The organism is Arthrobacter sp. YD2, assembly GCF_030410475.1.
GTDB lineage: Bacteria > Actinomycetota > Actinomycetes > Actinomycetales > Micrococcaceae > Arthrobacter_B > Arthrobacter_B zhangbolii.
Window position 1 is genome coordinate 177133 of the sequence record NZ_JAUHHB010000002.1, and the last position, 24058, is coordinate 201190.

The 24058-nt window shown below is 66.4% G+C and carries 23 protein-coding genes and 2 tRNA genes; 20 read left to right on the top strand and 5 right to left on the bottom strand.

The window, feature by feature from the left end; all coding sequences use genetic code 11:
- The first annotated feature begins 8 nt into the window (after positions 1-8).
- Together QWJ37_RS07395 and ndk are read left to right on the top strand one after the other, a co-directional pair.
- On the top strand, positions 9-485 hold the full coding sequence (locus tag QWJ37_RS07395) for a DUF4233 domain-containing protein (protein WP_227901568.1): 477 nt from the start codon (positions 9-11) through the stop codon (positions 483-485).
- A gap of 39 nt (positions 486-524) precedes the next feature.
- Positions 525-941 carry a nucleoside-diphosphate kinase gene (ndk, locus tag QWJ37_RS07400; RefSeq protein ID WP_227901569.1) on the top strand — a complete coding sequence of 139 codons (417 nt, stop codon included), beginning with the start codon at positions 525-527 and terminating at the stop codon, positions 939-941.
- A gap of 76 nt (positions 942-1017) precedes the next feature.
- On the opposite strand, the gene QWJ37_RS07405 is transcribed toward ndk, so the two are convergent.
- Positions 1018-2124 carry an SDR family oxidoreductase gene (locus tag QWJ37_RS07405; RefSeq protein WP_290244933.1) on the bottom strand — a complete coding sequence of 369 codons (1107 nt, stop codon included), beginning with the start codon at positions 2122-2124 and terminating at the stop codon, positions 1018-1020.
- 119 nt (positions 2125-2243) lie between these two features.
- On the opposite strand from QWJ37_RS07405, the gene QWJ37_RS07410 reads away from it, so the two are divergent.
- Positions 2244-2888 carry a hypothetical protein gene (locus QWJ37_RS07410; RefSeq protein WP_290244934.1) on the top strand — a complete coding sequence of 215 codons (645 nt, stop codon included), beginning with the start codon at positions 2244-2246 and terminating at the stop codon, positions 2886-2888.
- Between the two features lie 29 nt (positions 2889-2917).
- Here the strand turns inward: QWJ37_RS07410 and QWJ37_RS07415 are convergent, their stop codons facing one another.
- Positions 2918-3472 (bottom strand): vitamin K epoxide reductase family protein, encoded by a 555-nt coding sequence (locus QWJ37_RS07415; RefSeq protein WP_290245285.1) that lies wholly within the window; start codon positions 3470-3472, stop codon positions 2918-2920.
- 529 nt (positions 3473-4001) lie between these two features.
- Here QWJ37_RS07415 and QWJ37_RS07420 point away from each other — a divergent pair.
- The 17 genes from QWJ37_RS07420 to QWJ37_RS07500 all read left to right on the top strand — a co-directional run bounded on the left by QWJ37_RS07420 (position 4002) and on the right by QWJ37_RS07500 (position 20557).
- A complete protein-coding gene (locus tag QWJ37_RS07420) occupies positions 4002-7505 on the top strand; it encodes an Rne/Rng family ribonuclease (protein WP_290244935.1) in 3504 nt (1167 codons plus the stop codon).
- A gap of 365 nt (positions 7506-7870) precedes the next feature.
- The gene (gene rplU, locus QWJ37_RS07425) at positions 7871-8182 is read left to right on the top strand and encodes a 50S ribosomal protein L21 (protein WP_146361875.1); all 312 of its coding nucleotides are present in this window, start codon (positions 7871-7873) and stop codon (positions 8180-8182) included.
- Between the two features lie 84 nt (positions 8183-8266).
- Positions 8267-8530 carry a 50S ribosomal protein L27 gene (rpmA, locus tag QWJ37_RS07430; RefSeq protein WP_104053918.1) on the top strand — a complete coding sequence of 88 codons (264 nt, stop codon included), beginning with the start codon at positions 8267-8269 and terminating at the stop codon, positions 8528-8530.
- A gap of 107 nt (positions 8531-8637) precedes the next feature.
- Positions 8638-10221, top strand: coding sequence for a GTPase ObgE (gene obgE / locus QWJ37_RS07435; RefSeq protein ID WP_227901589.1), 1584 nt, complete (start codon positions 8638-8640; stop codon positions 10219-10221).
- Positions 10222-10273: 52 nt separating this feature from the next.
- Entirely contained in the window at positions 10274-11488 is a 1215-nt protein-coding gene (proB, locus tag QWJ37_RS07440; protein WP_227927677.1) for a glutamate 5-kinase, read from the top strand.
- Complete coding sequence (locus QWJ37_RS07445; protein WP_290244936.1) at positions 11485-12840, top strand: glutamate-5-semialdehyde dehydrogenase; 1356 nt, start codon at positions 11485-11487, stop codon at positions 12838-12840. The genes proB and QWJ37_RS07445 overlap by 4 nt, the downstream gene beginning before the upstream one ends.
- 130 nt (positions 12841-12970) lie before the next feature.
- Entirely contained in the window at positions 12971-13213 is a 243-nt protein-coding gene (locus QWJ37_RS07450; protein ID WP_227901593.1) for a hypothetical protein, read from the top strand.
- Positions 13214-13248: 35 nt separating this feature from the next.
- Positions 13249-13914: a nicotinate-nucleotide adenylyltransferase gene (gene nadD, locus QWJ37_RS07455; protein ID WP_227901965.1), complete on the top strand. Its 666-nt coding sequence runs from the start codon at positions 13249-13251 to the stop codon at positions 13912-13914.
- Positions 13915-13938: 24 nt separating this feature from the next.
- Complete coding sequence (locus QWJ37_RS07460) at positions 13939-15447, top strand: hypothetical protein (RefSeq protein WP_227927679.1); 1509 nt, start codon at positions 13939-13941, stop codon at positions 15445-15447.
- Positions 15448-15471: 24 nt separating this feature from the next.
- The gene (gene rsfS / locus QWJ37_RS07465) at positions 15472-15852 is read left to right on the top strand and encodes a ribosome silencing factor (protein ID WP_227901596.1); all 381 of its coding nucleotides are present in this window, start codon (positions 15472-15474) and stop codon (positions 15850-15852) included.
- A gap of 9 nt (positions 15853-15861) precedes the next feature.
- Positions 15862-16545, top strand: coding sequence for a histidine phosphatase family protein (locus tag QWJ37_RS07470; RefSeq protein WP_290244937.1), 684 nt, complete (start codon positions 15862-15864; stop codon positions 16543-16545).
- Between the two features lie 126 nt (positions 16546-16671).
- Positions 16672-16747: transfer RNA gene (locus QWJ37_RS07475), tRNA-Ala, on the top strand.
- 70 nt (positions 16748-16817) lie between these two features.
- Positions 16818-16893, top strand: a tRNA-Ala gene (locus tag QWJ37_RS07480).
- 164 nt (positions 16894-17057) lie between these two features.
- On the top strand, positions 17058-17744 hold the full coding sequence (gene pnuC, locus QWJ37_RS07485; RefSeq protein ID WP_227901599.1) for a nicotinamide riboside transporter PnuC: 687 nt from the start codon (positions 17058-17060) through the stop codon (positions 17742-17744).
- Positions 17741-18847, top strand: a complete 1107-nt coding sequence (locus QWJ37_RS07490) for an AAA family ATPase (RefSeq protein ID WP_290244938.1) — start codon at positions 17741-17743, stop codon at positions 18845-18847. The genes pnuC and QWJ37_RS07490 overlap by 4 nt, the downstream gene beginning before the upstream one ends.
- Complete coding sequence (locus QWJ37_RS07495; RefSeq protein WP_227927681.1) at positions 18847-19590, top strand: NUDIX domain-containing protein; 744 nt, start codon at positions 18847-18849, stop codon at positions 19588-19590. Before QWJ37_RS07490 ends, QWJ37_RS07495 begins: the two co-directional genes overlap by 1 nt.
- 67 nt (positions 19591-19657) lie before the next feature.
- Positions 19658-20557 carry an NUDIX domain-containing protein gene (locus QWJ37_RS07500; RefSeq protein WP_227927682.1) on the top strand — a complete coding sequence of 300 codons (900 nt, stop codon included), beginning with the start codon at positions 19658-19660 and terminating at the stop codon, positions 20555-20557.
- Positions 20558-20564: 7 nt separating this feature from the next.
- On the opposite strand, the gene QWJ37_RS07505 is transcribed toward QWJ37_RS07500, so the two are convergent.
- From QWJ37_RS07505 to QWJ37_RS07515, 3 genes are all read right to left on the bottom strand, one after another.
- Positions 20565-21320 (bottom strand): lysoplasmalogenase, encoded by a 756-nt coding sequence (locus QWJ37_RS07505; protein WP_290245286.1) that lies wholly within the window; start codon positions 21318-21320, stop codon positions 20565-20567.
- 96 nt (positions 21321-21416) lie between these two features.
- Positions 21417-22721 carry a D-arabinono-1,4-lactone oxidase gene (locus tag QWJ37_RS07510; RefSeq protein WP_290244939.1) on the bottom strand — a complete coding sequence of 435 codons (1305 nt, stop codon included), beginning with the start codon at positions 22719-22721 and terminating at the stop codon, positions 21417-21419.
- Positions 22718-24007 carry an alanine racemase gene (locus tag QWJ37_RS07515; protein WP_290244940.1) on the bottom strand — a complete coding sequence of 430 codons (1290 nt, stop codon included), beginning with the start codon at positions 24005-24007 and terminating at the stop codon, positions 22718-22720. The genes QWJ37_RS07510 and QWJ37_RS07515 overlap by 4 nt, the downstream gene beginning before the upstream one ends.
- Between the last annotated feature and the right edge of the window lie 51 nt (positions 24008-24058).

The following is a 24058-nucleotide window of genomic DNA, read 5'->3' on the forward strand; positions in this document are numbered from 1 at the left end:
AGCCGGTTATGGCAAAACTGACCAAGGCCCAGCGCGAATGGCGCCCGGGCATGCCCAAGAAGCGCCGCTCCGTGAAGGTTATGTTCGCCTCCACCGTGTTGACGCTGGAAGCCTTCGTGGTGCTGTTCGGCACCCTGGCGGTCTTTGGCCTGCACCGCGGCACCATTTCCCCGGCGCTGCTGCTGGGCGGCGGCGTGCTGCTGGCAGCAGCGCTGGTGGGCACCTGCGCCCTGTTGTCCAAGCCCGCGGGGCCGGTGATCGGTTGGATCCTGCAACTGGTCATCATCGCCACCGGTTTCCTGGAACCCATGATGTTCCTGGTGGGCGTGCTCTTCGCCCTCACCTGGTGGTACGGGCTGCGGGCCGGAATGCGGCTGGACCGGGAAAACCGTGAACGGGACCGGCAGCAGGCTGAATGGGAAAAAGCGCATCCGGGGGAGACCGGCCCCGCAAGCGGCCCGGAAACCGTTCCCGGCACCGACTAGGCTTAGACCAGACACCCGAACTTTCTAGGAGATACAACCGTGAGCACCGAGCGCACACTCGTCCTGATCAAGCCCGACGGCGTCCAGCGCCGCCTCACCGGCGCCATCCTGGCCCGGATCGAAGCCAAGGGCTACACCGTGGCGGAACTGAAGAAGACCGAAGCCACCCGGGCCATCCTCGAAGAGCACTACGAGGAGCACCAGGGCAAGCCGTTCTATGAGCCGCTCGTGGAGTTTATGCTCAGCGGCCCGATTGTTGCCGCCGTCCTCGAAGGCGAGCGGGTCATCGAAGGATTCCGTTCACTGGCCGGCACCACCGATCCGACGACGGCGGCCCCGGGCACCATCCGCGGCGACTTTGGCCGCGACTGGGGAACGGCAGTCCAGCAGAACCTGGTTCACGGTTCAGACTCGCCCGAGTCCGCAGCCCGCGAAATCGGCATCTGGTTCAAATAGCCTGAGGTTCTCAAAAAGGCCGGCACCGTTTGCGGTGCCGGCCTTTTCCGTCTCCTGTGCGCCGGACGCAGCGGGATCAGGGAATAAGGTTCTCGCTGCGCAGCCGCAGGAACAGATCCTTGAAAGCGTTTTCGGTGCGCCGGTAGCCGGTAAAGCCCGCCAGCCGGCTCTTGCTCATGTCCGTCAGCACCTCCACCTTGCGGCCCAGGTCCGCGTCCGTGTGCCACCACGAGGCCAGCCGCCCGAGGTCGGTTTCGGCCAGATTGTGCCGGACAGCCAGTTCCTTCCAGGCCTCGCCCATTCCGGCCATCTGCTCCTCCAGCGGCCGGATGTGTCCCTCAAAGCCCTCCGGCTCAACGCCAAACCATTCAGCCAGCCGCGGCCACAGGCTGCGCCAGCGGAACACGTCCCCGTTGACCACGTTGAACGCCTCGTTGGCCGTCTCGGGGTCAGTGGCTGCCCAGAGCATGTGCTGGGCCAGCAGGCCTGCTTCGGTCATATCCGTGACCGAGTTCCACTGCGTTTCGGAGCCGGGGAAGACAAACGGCATCCCGAGTTCGCGGCAGAGGGTGGCCTGCGCCGCCAGTGTCTGGCCCATGTTCATAGCATTGCCAACAGCGAAACCGATGACGGTGTGGGCGCGGTGGACGGACCAGGCGAAGCCCTGCCGTTCCGCGGCAGCCATCAGTTCGTCTTCCTGCGCATAGTAGAAATTGTCCACCGGCAGCCGGGGCTCGTCTTCGGAGAACGGCGTGTCCGGCATCGGGCCTTCGCCATACGCCTCAAACGGTCCCATGTAGTGCTTGAGGCCGGTCATCAGGGCCACGTGCTCCAACGGTGCATGGGCCAGCGCGGCCAGCAGGTTGCGCACCATTGCCGAGTTCACGGCAATGTTCTCCGCCTCCGTCTCCTGCCGGGACCAGGAGGTGAAAAAGACGTGGGTGGGCCGGGTGCCGGCCAGCGCTGCCGCCAGGCTGTCCGGAGACGTCAGGTCCGCTGCCACCGGTACGACACCGGGGCGCACCGGGTCGGCGGCGCCGCCGCTGCGGGACAGGGCCAGGACGGTCCATCCCTCCTGGGTGAGCAGGTCCACCAGGGCAGCACCGGCAATGCCGGTAGCCCCGGCTACCAATGCTGTCCGGGGTGTGGTTTCGGGCGGCTGGGCAGCGTTCGTTCGACGCATGGAACTCCTCTGGATAGTGCGGGACCGCCCGTAAATATCCTCCGGGCGGTTAAGGCGGGAACCGGAAACGGGTGCCGAAAATTCCGCACCGGTTAGCCGGTTACGCCTAAGCTGTGCCCATGGCACTCATTTATGACGCCGAGCTGCGTCCCGGCAAGATGGACCTTATTTCAGACTGGCTGCCCACAACGGTGTGGTTCCCAAGGCAGGAACCGGTGACCGCGCAGAAGCTGTGCGCCTTCCGGTTCGACGATCCGGAAGGCGCGGTGGGGATCGAAACCCACATTGTCGCAGCGGGCGGGGTGACGGTGCAGGTGCCGCTCACCTACCGCGGTGCGCCGCTGGCCGGTGCCGAGCGGTTCCTCATCACCGAGATGGACCACTCCGTCCTTGGCCGGCGGTGGGTCTATGACGCGCTGGGGGATCCGGCGTACGCCCAGGCGCTCGAAGCGGCGCTTTTTTCCAAGCAGGGCCAGGCAGCCCAGTACACCGAACAGAATGGCGTCCGTGAACTCCTGCCGGAATCCATGAAGGTACGCAGCAGCGGGATGCCGGACGGCGCCGAACTGGTGGATGCACCTCCGTATGAGCCGCAGGACTGGACCGTGTCCGTGCTGGAGCACAGCGGCTGGGAATTCTCGGTAGTCCGGCTGCTGGATCTGGACGGACGCACCGCCCCGGATCCCTCACTGGAAGCCACCTGGCAGGACCAGGAGATACCTGTGGTGCTTGCCTGGGGTATGCCTGTCGAGGGCAGCCGCTAGCTCGCTGCCGGGCGTGGGCTGAAGGGTTTCTAGCCGCCGATGAAGGAGTTCAGGAAGCGGAAGAAGATGGACGCCGCCGTCGCCACCCACAGGAGCACGACGATGGCCCAGGCCCAATCGGTCAGGAACCGGACCAGCCCCGCCGAGGCGGGTATAACACCGGATGCCAGGTTGCGGATGGTGGTGAAGACAAACAGCGGGATCATGGCGGCCCAGACAACGATGCAGTAAATGCACAGCACGTAAATGTCGAAGAGCGCCTGGCTCCACAGCCAGACCACAAATGCCATGCCGAGGGTGACACCGATCTGCAGTCCGATCCAGTACCAGCGGGCAAAACGCGCACCGGCCAGCAGGCCCATGGCCGTGGTGATGACAATGGCGAAGGCGACTATGCCTATCAGCGGGTTCGGGAAGCCGAAGATGGAGGCCTGCCAAGTTTGGAACACCGTGCCGCAGGAAACCCACGGGTTAATGTCGCAGCTGGTGATGTAGCCGGCGTCCGCGTAAACACGCAGGCGTTCAATGACAAGGATTCCTGACGCTATCCAGCCAACCACTGCCGTAATCAGCAGCGTCCACATAAACGAGCGGCGTTCGCGGGGGACCGCTTCTGCTTCGCCGCCCCGAACGCGGGACGGTTCCGGGGATACGTTGCCCGGAGATGGGCGGGCTGCACTGGATGGCACGGAAGCTCCTTAGCCGAGTAGTTGTCTGCGTCGAGTCTATGCGTTGGGGAGGGCCAAAAACGCGGCCGTATGAGATAATGACTTTGGCTGATGGCGGAACCACATTCCGTCACCGGTCCAGCGACAGGCTTCCGGTTCTTCCGGTGATGCTTCCCATGTAGCTAGCCCATCAATCCGGATGGGAACCAGGGAATCCGCCGGCCAGACCTACCCATAGCCGAAACGTAGTTATCCGTTCCGCATAGGTAGCAGGAAAAGCGCCGCTGGTCTTCGAGTGATACCGCGCCCCACAGCTGGCACGACCTCGAATGACATCCAGACGACTTCCGGCTGGCGGGCAGGCTGCGATGCCACCGTACAGCCGACTCATTGCCCTTTGGCATTGGAATGTGGCCAGTGCCGCAGGGCCGGAGCATAGGCCTAAATGAATAATCCAGACATTGTGAATGACCAGAACGATGCCCTGAATGCTGAGGGCACCGCGCCGGTAAAGAAAGCGACCCGCAGCCGCCGCAAGTCCGTTCCGGCATCATCGCCAACGGCGTCTTCCGCCGCTGACACGGGTGCAGGAACCACCGCTGCAGCAAACACGCCGGAACAGTCCGCCCCCGCAGCGCCGCAGACGGACGTTCCCGCTGAGCCGGCGGCAACAGAAAAGCCCAAGCGGGTGCGCGCACCCCGCAGGAAGCCCGCCGCTGTCGAGACTCCCGCTGCCGAGACTCCCGCTGCCGAGACGCCCGCCGATGCGCAGCCGGTTGCCGCCGACAGCACCGAAGCATCCGCAGAACCCGGCGCTGAAGCGCCCGTCAAGGCAGTCCGGAGGCGCCGGGCACCGGCCAAAAAGGCACCGGCAGCCACTGACAGCGCCGCAGAAGAAGTGACCCTGGCAGCCGGACCGGCATCCACCAATACCGAAGCCCCTGACTCGGAGAACGCTGCAGCGGCTGACACCGCGCCGGCCACCCCGGTTACCGAGGAATCCACTGACGCTTCCGTGAGCGGCGACGCCGGGGACTCCGCCAAGGCGGCCCCCAAGAAGCGCACCCGCCGGCGGGCAAGCACGCCTACCGGACCGGCCCGCTCAGCTGAAAGCGCACCGGAAACCGTTGCCGCCGCGGAACCGGTCCTGCCGTCGGCCGCCGAAGAGGCGCCGGCAGTGCAGGCTGAAGAAGACGCAGCGACAGAAGAAGCGGCGACAGAAGAAGCGGCGCAGACTGAAGAAGCAGCGCAGACCAAGGAAGCAGCCGCCGCCGGCCCCACGTCCGCCCTGGATCCGTTCACGGTGCCGGAATCGCCTACCTCCGTTTTGTTCCATGCTCCCGACCTGAGCGCCGTACGTTCCGTACCGGTGGCCAAGCCGGCCGCCGCGGATGAAACAGACGAAGACGATGCCGCTGCCGATTCGGGCCGGTCCCGCCGCCGCAGCCGTCGTGGCCGCAGCCGCCAAGGAGCCGAAACCGAGGCCGGCACGTCCGGCAACAGCGAAGACGGTACTTCCACCGGCCCCGAGGACACCGGGTCCGACGGCGTAACGTCGCGCCGCCGCCGGCGCCGCCGCCGCGGAGACGCGGACCTGGAACTGACCGGGGGAGCGGATGATGATCCGCCCAACACGGTCACCCGGGTACGGGCACCGCGTGCGCATGCCGACGCACCGGCGTCGGACCGCGTCACCAGCGTCAAGGGCTCCACCCGCCTGGAAGCGAAGAAGCAGCGCCGCCGCGAGTCCCGCGAATCCGGCCGCCGCCGCCACGTCATCACCGAAGCCGAGTTCCTGGCCCGGCGCGAGTCCGTGGACCGCCAGATGATTGTCCGCCAGCGCGATGAGCGGATCCAGATCGGCGTCCTCGAGGACGGCGTGCTGGCCGAGCACTTTGTCTCCAACACCCAGCAGGACTCCCTGATCGGCAACGTCTACGTTGGCAAGGTCCAGAATGTGCTTCCCAGCATGGAAGCCGCCTTCGTCGACATTGGCCGCGGCCGCAACGCCGTGCTTTATGCCGGTGAGGTCAACTGGGATGCTGCCGGCCTTGACGGGCAGCCGCGCCGGATCGAACTGGCGCTGAAATCCGGTGATTCGGTCCTGGTGCAGGTCACCAAGGATCCCGTGGGGCACAAGGGTGCACGCCTGACCAGCCAGATCTCCCTGCCCGGCCGCTACCTGGTGTACGTTCCAGGCGGTTCGATGACGGGTATTTCCCGCAAGCTGCCCGACGTCGAGCGCAACCGGCTTAAGAAGATCCTCAAGGACCACCTGCCCGAGAACGCCGGCGTCATTGTGCGCACCGCGGCCGAAGGAGCCAGCGAAGAGGAGCTGATGAATGACATCAACCGGCTCCGCGCCCAGTGGGAGACCATCGAAGCCAAATCCAAATCCACCAAGACGCTGCCGCCGGAACTGCTTTACGGAGAACCGGACCTGACCATCAAGGTGGTCCGGGACGTCTTCAATGAGGACTTCTCCAAGCTTGTGGTTTCCGGTGACGAGGCGTGGGACACCATCGAGGCCTACGTGACCTACGTGGCTCCGGATCTGGTGGGCCGGCTCGAGAAGTGGACCAAGGACGAAGATATCTTCGCCGCACACCGCATCGACGAGCAGATCGCCAAGGCCCTGGACCGTAAGGTGTTCCTGCCCTCCGGCGGTTCCCTGGTGATCGACCGTACCGAAGCCATGACCGTGGTGGACGTCAACACCGGTAAGTTCACCGGCAGCGGCGGCAACCTGGAGGAAACCGTCACCAAGAACAACCTGGAAGCGGCGGAGGAAGTGGTCCGCCAGCTGCGGCTGCGCGACATCGGCGGCATCATCGTCATCGACTTCATCGACATGGTCCTTGAAGCCAACCGTGACCTGGTGCTGCGCCGCCTGGTGGAATGCCTGGGCCGGGACCGCACCAAGCACCAGGTGGCCGAGGTGACCTCGCTTGGCCTGGTCCAGATGACCCGCAAGCGGATGGGCACCGGCCTGCTGGAGGTCTTCGGGGAGACCTGTGAGCACTGCGACGGCCGCGGCGTTGTCACGCAGGATGTTCCCGTGGAACACCGCCGGAGCACCAGCCACACGCCGTCGGGCCACAGCCACGCCGTCACCGAGGACAACCACCAGCAGCACCTCCGGCAGGAAAAGCAGACCCGGGGGGACCGCAAGCGGAACCGGAACCGGGACCGCGGACAGAACGCCGGTGCTCCGGCGACCGAGCAGCAGCCCGCCCCGGTGGAGGAACCGGTCCAGCAGGACGCAGAGCGCCAGGCGAAAGCCGAGGCCGCGCGTGCCGCACTGGCCAGCATTGCCGCAGCTACAGCCGCTGCCCATGAGGTAGTGGATGCCGCTGCTGCCGGCAACGGAGCAACCGACGAAACTGCGGCACCCGCCGGGAACGACTCCGACGGTTCCGATACCGAACCCGGAGCGGTCCTGAACATCCAGGGAGAGACGGTGGTGGTTCCGCGCCGGCAGCGCCGGCGTCCTGCCAAGCAGGAACCCGCACTGACGCTGGAGAGCCTCACGGAAGCCTTCAACGAGGTGGCTTCCGTCGTCGCTCCGGCTGCGCAGGAAACCGCCGGAGCGGACAGTGCAGTCTCGGACAAGGCAGTGTCGGACAGTGCAGGGCCGGACAGCGCAGCCTCGGAGAAGGCAGCGCCGGCACACGCACCGGAGGTAAAGGCGCAGCAGCCCAAGGCCGTGCGCCAGGCACCGGCGCCGCAGCAGGAGCAGGCGCCCGTGCGCCGGGCACGCCGCCGCCGGGCAGCCAGCAGCCCGCAGGGTGCCGCTGAAGTGACGGCTCCGGCAGGGGACTCTGCGCCGCAGGTCCAGGCACGCCACACCGTGACGGCCGAACCCCGGCAGCAGGCCGTCCGTCAGGAAACCGCGGGCAGCCCCGCTCCGGTGATTCTGGGCGTAGGCGTACCGGCTTCGGAGCTGTAGCAGCCTCCCCCGGAACCGCCGGCGGGCGGCCTGGTCCCCTCGGACCGGGCCGCCCGCCGCGTTTTAAGGCTGTTGGCGGCCCGCTTCGGCGCGTGAATGCCCGGATCCGCGCTTCCATGGGATAAAGTAGACTCCGAGCAGTGACACCGGAAGTCGGTGGCGGGGGCTCACCGTATATGTGCAGGGTGTATCCACCGAGCGCATTTGCGGGTTGTGGCCCCTTAGCGTAGCCTTGAACTTCGGTGCGAACGCCTTCGAATCCGTTTTTCGGTACAGGGCGTGACTGCATGGCGCAAGGCGGGCACAAATCTGGCCCCGCCAAATGCGCATCCAAGTATTAAACGTCGAGAGAAGTGAGTTCCCAAGTGGTGTACGCGATTGTCCGCGCTGGCGGCCGCCAAGAAAAGGTTTCCGTCGGAGACCTCGTAACCCTGGACCGCGTCCCCGGTGGAGCCGGTAGCACCTTTGAGCTGCCTGCCCTGCTTTTGGTTGATGGCGACAAGGTCACCTCTGCTGCACAGGACCTGGCCAAGGTTACCGTGACTGCAGAAATCGTCGAGAACTTCCGGGGTCCGAAGATTGTCATCCAGAAGTTCAAGAACAAGACCGGCTACAAGAAGCGTCAGGGCTACCGCTCCTCGCTGACCAAGGTCAAGGTTACGTCCATCAACTCCTGATTCTCCTGCCGGCCCCAGGGCCGGGAACGCGGGTGTGATCCCGCCTGAGGGTTTCAATATCAGTTAGTAAAGGCAGGCAAAGAAATGGCACATAAGAAAGGTGCGAGTTCCACTCGCAACGGTCGCGACTCCAACGCCCAGTACCTCGGCGTAAAGCGTTTCGGCGGCCAGGTTGTCAAGGCAGGCGAAATCATCGTTCGCCAGCGTGGCACCCACTTCCACCCGGGTGAGGGTGTTGGTCGCGGAGGCGACGACACGCTGTTCGCCCTGGAAGCAGGAGCAGTTGAATTCGGCAGCCGTCGCGGCCGCCGCGTCGTGAACATCGTGGCTGCTGCAGCCGCCGAGTAATCACCGGCAATTAGCTTTTCCGACGGGGCGGGCCTTGATGGCCCGCCCCGTCGTTTTTTAAGCCAAGTAGAATTGGCATGATCAAGAAGTTCCTTTGAAGGAGAACCATGGCCAGTTTTGTAGACCGCGTAGTGCTGCATGTTTCGGGCGGTACAGGCGGCCATGGTTGCGTGTCCGTCAAGCGTGAGAAGTTCAAGCCCCTCGGTGGACCCGACGGCGGCAACGGCGGCGACGGCGGCGACGTCATCCTGCGCGTGGACGGCCAGACCACCACGCTGCTCGACTACCACCACGCCCCGCACCGCCACGCCACCAACGGCGGCAACGGTATGGGTGACTGGCGTGCAGGCAAGACCGGCGAAACCCTCGTGCTCTCGGTTCCGGACGGCACCGTGGTGAAGAGCAAGGACGGCGAAGTCCTCGCGGACCTGGTTGGCCAGGGTGCCGAGTACATTGCCGCTGCCGGCGGCCAGGGCGGCCTGGGCAACTCGTCCCTGTCCTCGCAGAAGCGCAAGGCTCCCGGCTTCGCCCTCCTGGGCATTCCGGGGGAGGAGCGGGACATTGTCCTGGAGCTGAAGTCCATTGCCGACATTGCTCTGGTCGGCTTCCCGTCAGCCGGTAAGTCCTCGCTGATTGCGGCGATGTCAGCGGCACGTCCCAAGATTGCGGACTACCCCTTCACCACCCTGATCCCGAACCTGGGTGTGGTGCAGTCCGGCGATGTCCGCTTCACCGTGGCCGACGTGCCCGGGCTGATCGAGGGCGCGTCCGAGGGCAAGGGCCTGGGGCACAACTTCCTGCGGCACGTGGAACGCTGTGCGGCACTGGTGCACGTGTTGGACTGCGCCGCACTGGAAACCGACCGGGATCCGATCGGTGACCTTGAAATCATCGAGCAGGAACTCGAGAAGTACGAAGTGGACATGAGCTACGCGGGCGCTGACGGCGACGTCGTACCGCTGAACCGCCGTCCGCGCCTGGTCGCGCTGAACAAGGTGGATGTGCCGGACGGCCGCGACATGGCCGAATTCGTGCGCCCGGAACTGGAAGAGCGCGGTTACCGCGTGTTTGAAGTATCCGCAGCCAGCCACGAAGGCCTGCGCGAGCTCGGTTTCGCCATGGCCGCGATTGTGCAGGAAGCCCGCGACTCGGTCGAGCAGGCTCCGCCGCGCGTCCAGCCGCCGGTCCTGAAGCCGCGATCGGTCAACGGCAAGGGCGGATTCAGCATCCGCCGCGAAGAGCGGAACCTGGAGCCCCTCTTCCGTGTCCTCGGTGAAAAGCCGGTCCGCTGGGTGCAGCAGACCGACTTCACCAACGACGAGGCCGTGGGCTACCTGGCAGACCGCCTGGCCAAGCTCGGGGTGGAGGAACGGCTGTTCAAGGAAGGCGCCAAGCCCGGCGACGCCGTAGTGATCGGCGAGGGCGACGGCGTGGTCTTTGACTGGGAGCCGACGATGATCGGCGGCGCGGAACTGCTCGCAGCCTCGCCGCGTGGCAGCGATATCCGCATTGAGGAATTCTCCCGCCCCACCCGCGAGGAGAAGCGCGAAGACCACCAGAAGCGCAGGGATGCCCGGGCTGCTGCCCGCGAGGAGCTGGAAAACGAGCGCCGGGCCGGTATCTGGACGGAATCGGTCAACTACAAGCACTCGTCCCGGCCGGCCGACACCGAGGGTAATGAAGCGGACTAAAGGCTTCACACACCGGCTGGCGGCCGGAACTAACGCATAGGCTGGGCAGGATATGAGTGAACATACCGAATTCGCCGCTCCTGCCCGCCGTGCGCTTACCTCCCGGTCCGGACTGGCACGTGCACGCCGCATTGTCGTCAAGGTCGGCTCTTCCTCCCTGACCTCCGTGGTGGGGGGAATCTCCGATACGGCGCTGCGTTCCCTGGCCGATGTGCTCTCCGCCCGGCACGCCCAGGGAACGGAGATTATCCTCGTCTCTTCCGGGGCCATCAGTGCCGGACTGGCCCCGCTGGGGCTGAGCAAACGCCCCACCCAGCTGTCCTCTCAGCAGGCTGCCGCCAGCGTGGGCCAGGGACTGCTGATGGCCCGCTACACCGCAGCTTTCGGCGAGCATGGTGTCACCGTAAGCCAGGTGCTGCTCACCATCGAGGACCTGATGCGCCGTGCCCACCATGCCAACGCCCACCGGGCCATGGAGCGGCTGCTGAACTTCGGCGTGCTGCCCATTGTCAACGAAAACGACGCGGTTGCCAGCCACGAAATCCGGTTCGGCGATAATGACCGGCTCGCCGCCCTCGTGGCTCACCTGGTCAAGGCCGATGCCCTCATCCTGCTTTCCGACGTCGACGCACTCTATGACGGCCCGCCTGCCGAAGGTGCCCGCCGCATTCCCGAAGTGACCGGTCCCAGGGACCTTGCCGATGTCCGCATTGGCCGCGTGGGCAAGGCCGGCGTGGGAACCGGCGGCATGGCCACCAAGGTCGAAGCCGCAACCATTGCCGCGGAGTCGGGCATCCCGGCGCTCGTCACGTCCACGGCCAACGCCGCCGCTGCCCTGGCCGGAGAGGACGTGGGCACCTGGTTCACCACCCGCGGCCGCCGCCAGTCCATCCGGCTGCTGTGGCTGGCCCACCTCGCCCGGATCCAGGGAACCTTGGTGCTGGACGACGGCGCCGCCCGGGCCGTCGGGGACCGGCACCGCTCACTGCTCGCCGCCGGAATTGTTGCCGTCAAGGGCTCCTTTGAGCCCGGCGACGCGGTGGCCCTGCAGGACGCCGCGGGACGCGTGATCGCCCACGGGCTAACCAACTACGGATCGGACGAGCTGCCTTCCATGCTGGGCCGGTCCACCCGGGAGCTCTCCCGCGAGTTGGGACGCGGCTACGAGCGCGCCGTAGTACACGTCAACGACCTCGTTCTGCTGCGCCAGCAGCAGGCACCGGCCCCCGAGACGGACGCCGGTACTGGACCTACACTGGGGGAATGACTTCCGTGAACACATCTGAAGTGAACACCGCGAACCTGGAAACGCCGGCCGCCGGCAGCAGCGCGGATACCGGCCTTCCGGAATCCGGTGACACCGGCGTCGAGGCACAGGTATATGCCCTGGCCGACAGGTCACGCAGCGCGGCCAGGTACCTGGCCCGTGCCAACCGGGCCTGGAAGGACCGGGCCCTGGTGCGGATCGCCAGGACCGTGGAGGAAAAGCAGGAAGCCATCCTGGCAGCCAACGCCAAGGATGTTGCCGCGGGCCAGGAGAACGGCACCTCCCAGGCGCTGCTGGACCGGTTGTCGCTCACCCCGGAACGGATCACGGCGCTGGTTGGCGCCTTGGAGAACCTTGCCGGGCTGCCGGATCCCGTGGGGTCCGTGGCCCGCGGGCAGACCCTGCCCAACGGCCTGAGGCTGCGCCAGGTGCACGTGCCCATGGGCGTGGTGGCCGCCATCTACGAGGCCCGCCCCAACGTCACCCTGGACATTGCGGGACTCGCGCTAAAGAGCGGCAACGCCGTGATTCTTCGCGGCGGCTCTGCTGCAGCTGCGACAAACGGCGTGCTCGTGGACATTATCCGCGACGCACTCGAGGCGGAGGGACTGCCCGCGGACGCGGTACAGAGCGTTGACCGGTTCGGCCGTGAGGGAGCGAACATCCTGATGAAGGCCCGCGGGCGGGTGGATGTACTGATCCCGCGCGGCGGGCGGTCACTGATCCAGTCAGTGGTCACCAACGCCACGGTCCCCGTGATCGAAACAGGGGAGGGCAACGTCCACATCTACCTGGACCGCAGCGCGCCGGTGGAGATGGCCGTGGACATCCTCCTCAACGCCAAAACGCAGCGGCCCAGCGTCTGCAACACGGTCGAAACCCTGCTCATCCACCAGGACGCCCCGGCAGCGGCCGATGTGCTGGCCGCACTGGCCGGGGCCGGGGTGCGCCTCCATGCCGATCCGCGCGCCATGGCACTGCTGCCGGCGGGAGTCACCGCCGAGCCTGCCGACGACGGCGACTGGGGGCGCGAATACATGGATATGGACCTGGCCGTGGCCGTGGTCGGGACCATGGACGAGGCAGTGGAACACATCCGCCGGTGGACCACGGGACACACTGAGGCCATCATCACCAATGACCTGGCCAACGCGGAACGGTTCATCGCCGATATTGACTCGGCCGCCGTCATCGTCAACGCCTCCACACGCTTCACCGACGGCGGTGAACTGGGCCTGGGCGCGGAGGTAGGCATCTCCACACAGAAGATGCACGCGCGCGGACCCATGGGGCTGAAGGAGCTCACCACCACGAAATGGATCATCCAGGGCGACGGGCATACCCGCGCCTAACGGACCCGCAGATGCTCTCCGGCCGCCCCCGGTGGCGTCCGGCTGCGATGTGCAGCGCGTTACGCGTACCATTGACTTAGAAACCGACCCCGCCGGCTACCCGGCGACTACTGCTCTCTAGGGGAGATACATGCTGATCCAGCTTACGGGCGCCGTGCTTACTGCTGCGGAAATGGCCGAGGAACACCACGTCGAACTGCCGGCGTCACCGTACGTCTACGGCGGAGTGATCTTCGCGGCGTTCCTGCTGATGATGCTGATCACGGTGTCCTTCACCAACGTCGGCAACCGGCATGAGGCAGAGGCAGAGCACGTAGATCCGCAGCGGCAGTTCCCCAACAAGCACGATCACGGCCAGGCCATTCAGGACTGACCTGACACGTGGAGTCAGCGGAGGCGTTCTTCCCCATGGGTGAACCGCAGAGCACCGATAGGAACGGTACACCCAGGGTTCGCCTGGGCGTGATGGGTGGAACCTTTGACCCGATCCATCACGGCCACCTGGTAGCGGCCAGCGAAGTGGCGTCCATGTTCAACTTGGACGAAGTCGTTTTTGTGCCCACGGGGGAACCGTGGCACAAGCCGGCCGCCCAGCAGGTCAGCCCTGCTGAGCACCGGTACCTCATGACGGTGGTAGCCACTGCCTCCAATCCACGCTTCACGGTCAGCCGGGTGGACATCGACAGGCCCGGCCCCACCTACACAATCGATACGCTGCGTGACTTAAAGGCGGCCCGGCCGGATGCCGAACTGTTCTTTATCACCGGAGCCGATGCCATGGCCCAGATCCTGTCCTGGAAGGACATCCAGGAACTATGGTCCCTGGCGCATTTTGTAGGTGTAACCCGTCCCGGGCATGTGCTTGAAGACGTCGGCCGCGAGGATGTCTCGCTGATGGAGGTGCCGGCCATGGCCATCTCCTCCACGGATTGCCGACGGCGGGTGGCTGAGGGGAAGCCGGTCTGGTACCTGGTACCGGACGGCGTGGTTCAGTACATCGCTAAGCACCGGCTCTATGCCCCCGCCGGCCAGGCGGCAAACCACGTGGAAACCAAAACAGAACCAGTAGCGTAAACACACATACCGGATGGGTAGGAAATGACTAACGGTCCAGAGTCTGCAGAAGCGCCGAGGCGCAGCCGTAGGGCGGCTGACGCACCGGTGGATTCGCCGGCGGGCCCGCGGGAACGTGAATCCCAGCAGCGTGCCCGCGACCGGGAAGCACTGCGTGCCTACAAGGCGCTGGCCGAAACGCCGGAACGCAGTGACTCCGGAACCGCTCCTCCCACCCGCCGCCAGCTTCGGCTGCAGCAGCAGCAGCGGGCTGCAGCGGCGAACACCAGGTCTTCAGCACCGGCGGCGCTGGGCGGGAATGACGCCGTAGCACCGGTTCCGGAAGCGACCTCCGTCCCGGAACCGTCGAAACCGGCGGCCGCTGCTACCTCCGCTGACGCGGCGCCCCTGCGCCGTGAACGCCGCCGCCAGCCGGCTGCCGATGCTGCCAGGGAACAGGCTTCCGAGGGCCGGACCAGGGCTGAAACCGGACCCGATGCATCCGCCCGCGGTGGTTCAGCGCAAGAGGCTGTATCGGCAAAGCCCGTGCATGCCGGGGAGAAGACCGACTCGCCGAAGACCCCCGGGAAGCCGGCGCACGGAGTCGAGTCCCGGCGTCGGGCCCGTAATGCCGGTGCGGGTTCTGCTGCCCCGGCAGCGGACGGCCCCGAAACGGAAAGCCCGGCGGCGCCAACCGCCGAAGCCCAGACCCCTGAAGCCCAGACCCCCGAAGCTCAGACCCCTGAAGCCCAGACCCGCTCAGCCCGGGAAGGCAAGGGCCGGCCCGGAACCGCCAAGCCGGCCAAGGGTGCCGCGGGTGGTGAGACCGCCGGTGATCCCAACGCCGACATTGCCGGCATGACCGTTGAGCAGGCACTGGCCGCCCGCGAGGCACTCGAGGGCCAGGCCCGTAACCAGATCGCCGCCATGGAAGCCATGCAGGCGGATGATCCGCACGCGGTTGACCTTGAACTGCTGGCGCAGCAGAAAGCCCTGGCTGAGCGTGCAAAGGTCCTGAACCGCCGCACGGAGGCCATGCAGAAACTCTCCCGGGAAAACGAGGAGCGCAGGCCTTCCTCCAACGATCCGTCGACGGCGCACAATCTGGCCATGGTCACACCGCTGGAGTTTGTGAAGGTGCCCGGGATGGAACATCCCGTCATGAAGGCACCGCCCACCTCCCATGTGCCGATTGTGACGTCATCCACTCCCAAGGCGGATGCCCCGCCGGCGCGGTCCCTTCCCGTGGTCCCGGGCAAGGCGCCGACCAGGCAGCCTGCGGGCGCCCCGCGCCGCACTGCGGACGCCGCGGATGTGCGGCATTCCCGGATACTGGCCCGCGCCGATGCGCTGGTGAATCCGCCCCTGGCGTCCGAAGAGGCCGCACGGCCCGTCGGTGCCCGCAACGCCTTCGGCCTGGACCCACTTGATGTTATGACGGCCGGACTCGGCCGTACCCGGAAACTGCGTTTTGCCGTTTTCGGTGTTGCAGGTCTGGGCACACTTGCCCTGATCGTCGGAGTACTAATGATCGTCGGCGGCCTTGGCGGCTGACCGATTACACCAAGGAGAACCACTTTGAGCGCCACCGAATCATCCATCGCCATTGCACGGGCGGCGGCCAAAGCGGCGTCTGCCAAGATTGCCGATGACATTGTTGCTATCGACGTCAGTGAACGGCTTGCCATCACCGACGTTTTCCTCATCGCGTCAGCCTCGAACGAACGCCAGGTCAACTCCATCGTTGACGGCATCGAAGAGGAACTGTCCAAGATGGACCTCAAGCCGGTCCGCCGCGAAGGACGCAGCGAGGGCCGCTGGGTGCTCCTGGACTACGCAACTGTTGTAGTGCACGTCCAGCATGAGGAGGACCGGGTGTTTTACGCACTGGAGCGCCTGTGGAAGGACTGCCCGGCAGTTGACCTTCAGCTGGAAGACGCCCCTGCGGGCGGCGAGTAAGCACAGAGCATGAGTGCCCCTGCCCCCTGGGATCCCGGGTCCGCTTCCCGCCGGCTGGTGTTCTGGCGGCACGGGCGTACCGAGTGGAACCGGGTGGGACGGTTCCAGGGCCAGCAGGACATTGCCCTGGACGCGGGCGGTGAAAGGCAGGCGGCCCACGCCGCGCAGGTGCTGCGGCATCTGCAGCCCGATGCCATCATCTCCTCCGACCTGGGACGTGCCCTGAACACGGCCCTGGCCCTGGCCGCGCATACGGCACCGGCGGTAGTTCAGGACAAACGGCTGCGGGAGACCTACGCCGGGCAGTGGGAAGGGAAAACCTTCGCCCAAATAGCCGAGCAGGACGCTGCGATGCTGGCAGCTTGGTCTGCCGGTGTCGGCAGCGTCCGCGCCGGCGGCGGCGAAACACGTGTCGACGTCGGCATGCGCGTTGCAGAAGCGGTGAACGAGGCCGTGCAGGACGTGCCGGCCGGTGGAACCCTGGTGGCCGTGAGCCACGGAGGAGCGATCCGCGCGGGGATCTGTGCCCTGCTCGGGCTGCCCACTGAATCCTGGGCAGTCATCTCCGGTGTCTCCAACTGTCACTGGTCAGTGCTGCAGGAATCCCCGGACCGGCATGGCCGTCCGGCCTGGCATCTGACCCAGCACAACGTGGGCCTGGACTCCCTCCCCACCGGACCGGTAGAGGGCTGAAAACCCCGCCGCACGGCCCGTTAAACCGGGCCCGGGCTGGATTTTGCGCTCCTGCCGATTTGTACTAAGGTAGAGGAGTTGCTTCGCCCCGGTCACCGGAAAAGTGAGGCGAACAACTCAAGTTTTGGGGCTGTGGCGCAGCTGGTAGCGCACCTGCATGGCATGCAGGGGGTCAGGGGTTCGAGTCCCCTCAGCTCCACCAAAACCTTCGGGAAACCGAAGGGTTTGCGGTGGAAAGAAATCCTCTGGATTACTACAACACTGAAATATTTGGGGCTGTGGCGCAGCTGGTAGCGCACCTGCATGGCATGCAGGGGGTCAGGGGTTCGAGTCCCCTCAGCTCCACCAAATATTCATGGAAAGTGCCTCGCCTTCGGGCGGGGCTTTTTTATTGCCGGAATGCCCCGGCCCCATGCGCGGCCGCTGGTCCGGATGGTGGCTGAGGTCACAGATCCGGTTCACCTGGGGCCTATCCCTTCCTGTCCAGCCGGTCTAGGCTACTAATTGTCATAGTGACAATAAATAAGGACGTGGACGCCATGGACGCAATACTGGACTGGATGAATGCCCCGGCAGCAGATCTGCTCGGAGCGCCCGTCAGCTGGATAGAAGTTATCGGGTTTGTTACCGGTGCGGCCTGTGTCTACGGCGTCGCCCGGCAGCGGGCATGGAACTGGCCAATCGGCATCATCAACAACGTAGCCTTTATGATCCTGTTCTTCGGGGCCGGCCTCTACGGGGAGACCCTGCTGCAGGCTGTGTTCGCAGCCGTCTCCGTATATGGGTGGTACAACTGGGTCCGCGGAGCCAGGGAGACCAACTCCACCGGGGACCTGCCGATCCGGGACGCAGGCCCCAGGGAGCTTGCGTGCGGGGTGGGGGCCGTAGCCCTGGCCACGGTGGCCATAGCCATGATCCTCACCCATGGAACCGACTCCGAGGTTCCCTGGCCTGATGCCTTTGTCCTTGCCGCATCGCTCCTGGCCACCTACGGACAGGCCCGGAAGATTTTCCAGCACTGGTACGCCTGGATTGTCATTGATCTGGTCAGCATTCCGCTGTACTTCTCCCGGGGCCTGAACCTCACCGCAATCCTGTACATGGGATTCCTGGCCCTCTGTATCTACGGGCTCGTTGATTGGAAGCGCACACGCAATGCTGCGGCCCCCGCCGCCGCGGCAGGAAAGGTCCCGGCATGAACCGCTATGGCCAGGGCGTCATCATCGGCAAGTTCTACCCGCCCCACGCCGGCCACCGGCACCTGATCGCCCGTGCAGCGGAGCAGTCGGACCGGCTGGCAGTGGTAGTGCTGGGCAGCCGGTTTGAAAGCATCACCTTGGAGGACCGGGTGAAGTGGCTTACCGCGGAATTCGGGCAGGGGAACGTCAGCGTCGTCGGCATGCCCAATGATGCCCCCGTGGACTATTCCTCGGCGGCCATGTGGAAGGCCCACAACGAGTCGCTCCGCCTGGCCCTGAAGATGCATGGCATCACCTCAGTGGACGCGGTCTTCAGCTCGGAGGAGTACGGCTGGCAGCTCGCCGGCGACTTCGGTGCGGCCCATGTGCCGGTGGATCCTTCCCGCGTGACCCACCCGGTCAGTGGCACTCTGTGCCGCGATGACCTTGCCGCTACCTGGCCCAACATTATTGAAGCGGCCCGGCAGGATCTGGCCGTCCGGATCATTGTGGTGGGCGCACAGTCCACCGGCACCACCACCCTTGCCCGTGCCCTGACAGCGCACTACCGCTCCCGCTATCCGGAGCTTGCCGACGTTCCGGAATACGGCCGGCAGTACACCTACGAGAAGTTCGCTGCGGCGCAGGCTGCCAGTCCGGGGTCCGCGCTCTCCGACATGATCTGGACCGCCGCGGACTTTGCCCACATCGGTGAACGGCAGAATCAGCTGGAAAACGATGCAGCGGCCCGGTGCCCCCTGGTCATAGCCGACACCGACGTCATCACCACCGCACTCTTCGAACGCGTCTACATCGGTGAACAGAGCTACGGGTCCTACCGCGCCGTCGAGCAATTGCCCCGACGCGATCTCTACCTCGTTACGGACCACGACGGCGTTGCCTTCGAGGACGACGGGTGGCGGGAAGCCGGGCACCCCCGGGAAGAGATGACGGAGTGGTTCAAGGAAGAGCTCACCACGGCCGGACACTCATGGATCCTGATGTCGGGGGACCACGCCGAACGCCTGGCCACGGCCACCCGGATCACTGATCTGATCATCGAGGACCGGTTCCGCTTTTCGTCCCCGCCCTGGGCCACGCGCACGGTACTGGCAGGAGTCTGATGTCTGACGATGAATACCGCTTCCTCAGGGACTATGACCCGCGGGCCTACCCGTCGGTTGCCCTGGCAGCGGACCTGGTGGTTTTCGCCGTCTCGGCCGGAACGCTGTACACGGCAATGGTGCGCCGCCGCGACCGGCCCTGGGAGGGGGCCCTGGCCCTGCCCGGTGGCTTTGTGGGACCGGAGGAGGACGCCCTCGAGGCAGCCTGGCGTGTGCTGCGGGAAAAGACCGGCCTGGAGCTGGGGGAGCACCGCGCCCACGTTGAGCAGCTCGCGACCTTCAGCTCCCCCCGGCGGGACCCGCGCATGCGCGTGGTATCTGTGGCGCACCTGGCGCTGCTGGAAACCGACGGCAGGGCACTGCCGGTCCTGAGCGCCGGCACAGGGACCGCAACGGCGCAGTGGATGCCGGCGTACGACGTCCTGGCCAATGAGAAGCCGGCCTTCGACCACCGGGACATCCTCACGGCTGCCGTTGAACGGCTCGCGGGCAAAATCGAGTACACACTTACCGGTGCAAAGCTGCTCCCGGAGGAATTCACGCTGAATCAGCTGCGCCGTGTCTATCAGGCCGTGTGGAACGTTCCCCGGCTTGATCCCGGGAACTTCACCCGGAAAATGGCGGGCGCGCTGCACGATACGGGCCGTAAGGCCGGCCGGGCCAAGGGTGCACCGGCCACCGTCTACACGGTTGCGGACGAGCACCTGAGCCCGCCCCTGGTCCGGCCCGCACGAAGGGACTAGGCGCAGCCCGCTGTCCGGGCGGGGCTGCGCGGCAGCTGTTTCCGGCCGGTTATGGCAGGCTGGGCGCATGAGTACTGGACCTTCTGCGCCGGGCGGAGCGGGCCGGCCGCCGCGCGATTCAGGAGACGCCTGGACGACGGCGCCGGATGGCCGGCGTTACTGGGGCCGGTTCGGTGCGGCGGGGCTCCTCGCTTTTGATCCGCAGCGCGGAATCCTGCTCCAGCACCGGGCGGGCTGGAGCCACCACGGCGGGACCTGGGCGCTGCCCGGGGGAGCCAGGCACCGGAATGAATCGGCGCAGGCCGCTGCCCTGCGTGAAGCCGCGGAGGAGGCAGGGGTACCGCAGGCGTCGATCCGTCCGCGGATGATGAGCGTCCTGGACCTTGGTGTCTGGACGTATTCCACCCTGCTGGGGGACGTGGTGCAGGCCTTCGAGCCGGTCATCAGCGATCCCGAGAGCCTGGCGCTGGAGTGGGTGCCGGTGGGGGAGGTGGAGTCCTTCCCCCTGCACCCTGCGTTCGCGCGCTCCTGGCCGCGTCTTGCCGCACTGCTCCAGATCCGGCCGGTGGTAGTGGTGGACGCAGCCAACGTTATCGGCTCCGTCCCTGACGGATGGTGGAAAGACCGTGCAGGTGCCGCTGCCCGGCTGCTGGCCGCGGTCGGGGACCTGCAGGCGCGCGGGATGCCGGGTCCGGTGCTTGATCTGCCGGAAGGGCTCTGGTTTCCCGGGTTCGTGGTTGTTGTGGAAGGGGCGGCCCGCGCGGTCGCCGAACCGGAACCGCCGCTCCGCCTGGTCCGGGCGGACGGATCCGGGGACGACGCCGTCGCTCTCCTGGCCAATCAGCTGGCCGGGAGCGGACACCGTGTCACGGTGGCCACCAGTGACCGGGAACTGGCCGAACGCAGCCGCCGGGCGGGCGCTTCGGTCATGAGTGCCGGTCTGTTCCGTGAACGGCTTGGGTATTAGCGGCCGGTTAGGATGCCAGCGGCCTCGCCGGCCGCGCTGCCAGACCGGCCTGCTTCCCCTCCGCGGTGCGGGGCGAAGTACGGTGCAGTGCAATTCCCGCTACGAGCAGGCCCTGTCCGGCGCAGTACGTCAGCATCACCATGCCGCTTGTCCAGTCCGGCATGGCCTCCGGCATAAAGATCCGGAAGGAGAGGATGGTGTCCGAGGCCAGGAACAGCAGACCGCCCGAAGCCACTGCCTTGCCGCAGCGGGCCGCCGTCGCCGCCGTTCCGGCCAGCACAATTCCGTACGCTGCCACCGCCGGGGCGAGGGAGCCGAGGGCCGGCCACAGCGCCACCAGCATGGCTATCCACCACAGTGGAAATACCAGTGCCCAGCGGGGAAAGGGACGGTCCGCGATGTATCGGGCCATGAGCCAGATGTAGCAGATATGGGCGATCCCAAAGGATGCCAGCATTACCGGCAGTTCCGGTGCAAAGGGAAACAGGGTTGCTGCCCCGTCACCGAACCAGGAGAACAGCAGGGCTGCCAGCAGCAGCACTGCCGGCACCGTGAGGGAGCGCCCGGTCCGGGGACCGGCTCCCCGGAATGCCCAGACTGCGGCGATCGCCAGCAGCGGCATCAGGGTCAGCTTTGTCGGATCCGCTATGTCGGCAGCACCGGCGAACCTGGCACCCACATGGATCACGGAGAGCGCAATAAAGGGCACGAAGCCCCACCACCATCTCCGGGGGAGGGAAGGGGTCCGATCATGGGCGGGCATTGATGTCACGAAGGTTCCTTTGGCTCGGGCTGCCCCCATCCTAGGGTGCGGCCGGCTGGATAACGGGCAGGCGGAGTGGAGCCGCATGCTGCGTCGTCATGGCCCCAGCACCCGGTCGAGATAGGCGTTGGCAAAAACCCGGTCCGGATCCAACCGGTCCCGAACCGCCAGGAAATCCGTGAAGTGCGGATACCGGCCGGCCAGGTCCGCCGCGGTAAGGGTATGCAGCTTCCCCCAGTGGGGCCGCCCGCCGTGTGCCAGCATCACCTCTTCGACGGCGTCGAAGTAGTCCCGGTACTCCTCCCGGTAATACCGGTGTACGGCAATGTAGGCGGTGTCCCGTCCGTGGGCAGTGGATAGCCAGAGTCCGTCGGCCGCCGCCCAACGCACTTCCACCGGAAACGAAATCCGCCACCGGCGCTTCCGGACCAGCTGTCGCAGGGCCGTGAAGGCGGACTCCAGCCGTGCCGCAGGCAGGGCGTACTCCATTTCCCGAAACCGCACCGTGCGCCGCTGCGCAAATACCCGCTCAGAGGCGTCAGCGTACTCCCGGCCACCCAGCATCCGGGCGGCTGCGCGGTTCACTGCCGGAATGACTGCCGGCGCTGCCCGGCCTGCGGCGCAGGTGGCACGGAAGACGGTGTTGGACAGTACGGTCTCGTCCAGCCACCGCCCCGCAGGGGACAGCGGCCTGCGCTGTGCCGTGCCCGGCAGGCGGGTATTGGTTTTAGTGGCGGCGCGGTCTGTGTGGGGAAACCAGTAGAACTCGAAATGATCCGCCGCCTTCACCCGGTCCGTGAGTCCGGCTAGGACCTCCCCCAGCGGTTCGGACCGTTCTTCGGCGCGGAGGACAAAGGCAGGTACACATTGAAGGGTCACATCGGCAATCACCCCGAGCGCACCCAAGCCCAGTGCGGCGGCCGGAAGCAGCGGATCATCGTGGGTCAGGTCCAGAAGCCCGCCGTCAGGCTGGACCAGGGTCAGGCCGCGGACCTGCGTTGAGAGCCCGCCGAACGCCGCACCGGTACCGTGAGTGCCGGTGGAGATGGCGCCGGCGAGTGACTGCCGGTCGATATCCCCGAGATTGGGCATGGCCAGCCCATAGGGTGCCAGCAGCGCCGGGACCTGGTACAGCCGGGTGCCGGCCAGCAGCCGTACCCTGCCCGTTTCGGTGTCTGCACTGACCAGCCCCTGCAGGCCGTCCAGGTTCAGCTGGACTCCGTCGGTGGCGGCAGCAGCCGTAAAGCTGTGTCCGGCGCCCACCGCCTTCACCCTCAGTCCGGCAGCTGACGCCCGGGCCACGCTGCGTTGCAGATCTGCCATTCCGGCGGGACGTTCGCTCCGCAGCGGTACAGCGGTGACGTTCCGCCCCCAGTTCCGCCACACGTTATCCACGCTCACAGGAACGCCTTCCCTTCGCCACGGTAGGTGGGCAGCACTCCGACTACCTCCCCGGACTCCACCAGATGGTATTCATTGACGTGTTCGGCCGGCTCACCGCTCTTGGGGTGGCGGAACCAGACCCGGTCCCCGGGGCGCAGCCGACGTGCTTCACCGCCGCGCAAAGGGGTCTGCACTTCACCGGCTCCTTCCCGCGGCAGCAGGCTCAGTCCCGGCGGCCAGACAGGCTGCGGGACGCGGGATGCTCCCGGGGGTCCGGAACCGATCCACCCTCCGCCCAGTATGGTGGCGGTATCCGGTGCGGGCCGGCGCACGACGTCGAACGCGAAGGCCGCCGCGGGGGCGGGGGAGAAGGAACGGTAGGTATCAAAGAGGTGCCCGGCAAAAAGGCCGGACCCCGCGGTGATCTCGGTCACGGAGGCATCTTCGCGGGTTGCCTCCACGGAGCCGGTGCCGCCGCCGTTGACGAATTCAAGATCCGCCAGGTTCCGCAGCTCCCGGGCAATCCTGCCCCGCCGCGCGCGGAGCTCCGCCATGGACCGGGACTGGATGCGGCGCATCAGGGCATTTCCCGCCCGGGCGCCGGGAACGGCATCGCCCACGCCGGCGACCTGCGCTTCGTACATCATCAGGCCCACCAGTTGAAACCCCGGGCGGGCGGCTATCCGGGCGCCCAGCCCCACGGCGTCGTCCGGACGGTGCAGGGGAGAGCGGCGGGTTCCAATAAAACCCAGGACCGGCGCCTGCCAGGACGCGTCCACATCCAGGCAGATCCGCACAGGCGCGCGCCGGCCGGGGGGAGCCAGGGAATCCACCAGGTCCAACTGGGATTCCTCATCCACCATCAGGGTCACCCGTGCAGCGAGCCGGTCGTCACCCAGCAGGCGGCTCAGGGACGCACGGTCGGTGCTGGGATAGCCCACCAGGACGTCAGCACAGGACTCCGCCAGCCATAAGGCCTCCGCCAGTGTGTAAGCGAAAACGCCGCGGAACCCCGGAGCCCGGAGCAGGGACTCAATAATGCCGCGGACACGCAGTGATTTGCTGGCGATCCTCAGCGGGACGCCGTCGGCACGCCGAACCAGGTCAGCCGCGTTGAAGCGCAGGGCCTCCATGCCCAGCACTGCCACGGGCGCCGGAAGCCCGGCTGTCGCATCGGACAGGGAAGGCCAGTACGCCGCGGGATTCAGCCAGGGGCGGGGCGGGGCACTGCTGCTTTCCTGTGCGGACTGCGGAAAGAACTGCAGTCCGCCTTTCCGGCTTCCGCCGCTGACGTTGCCGGCCATGTTCCCTCCTCCGTTTTGGAACAGCCTAAACGCGGTGTCCAGCGGTGCGGA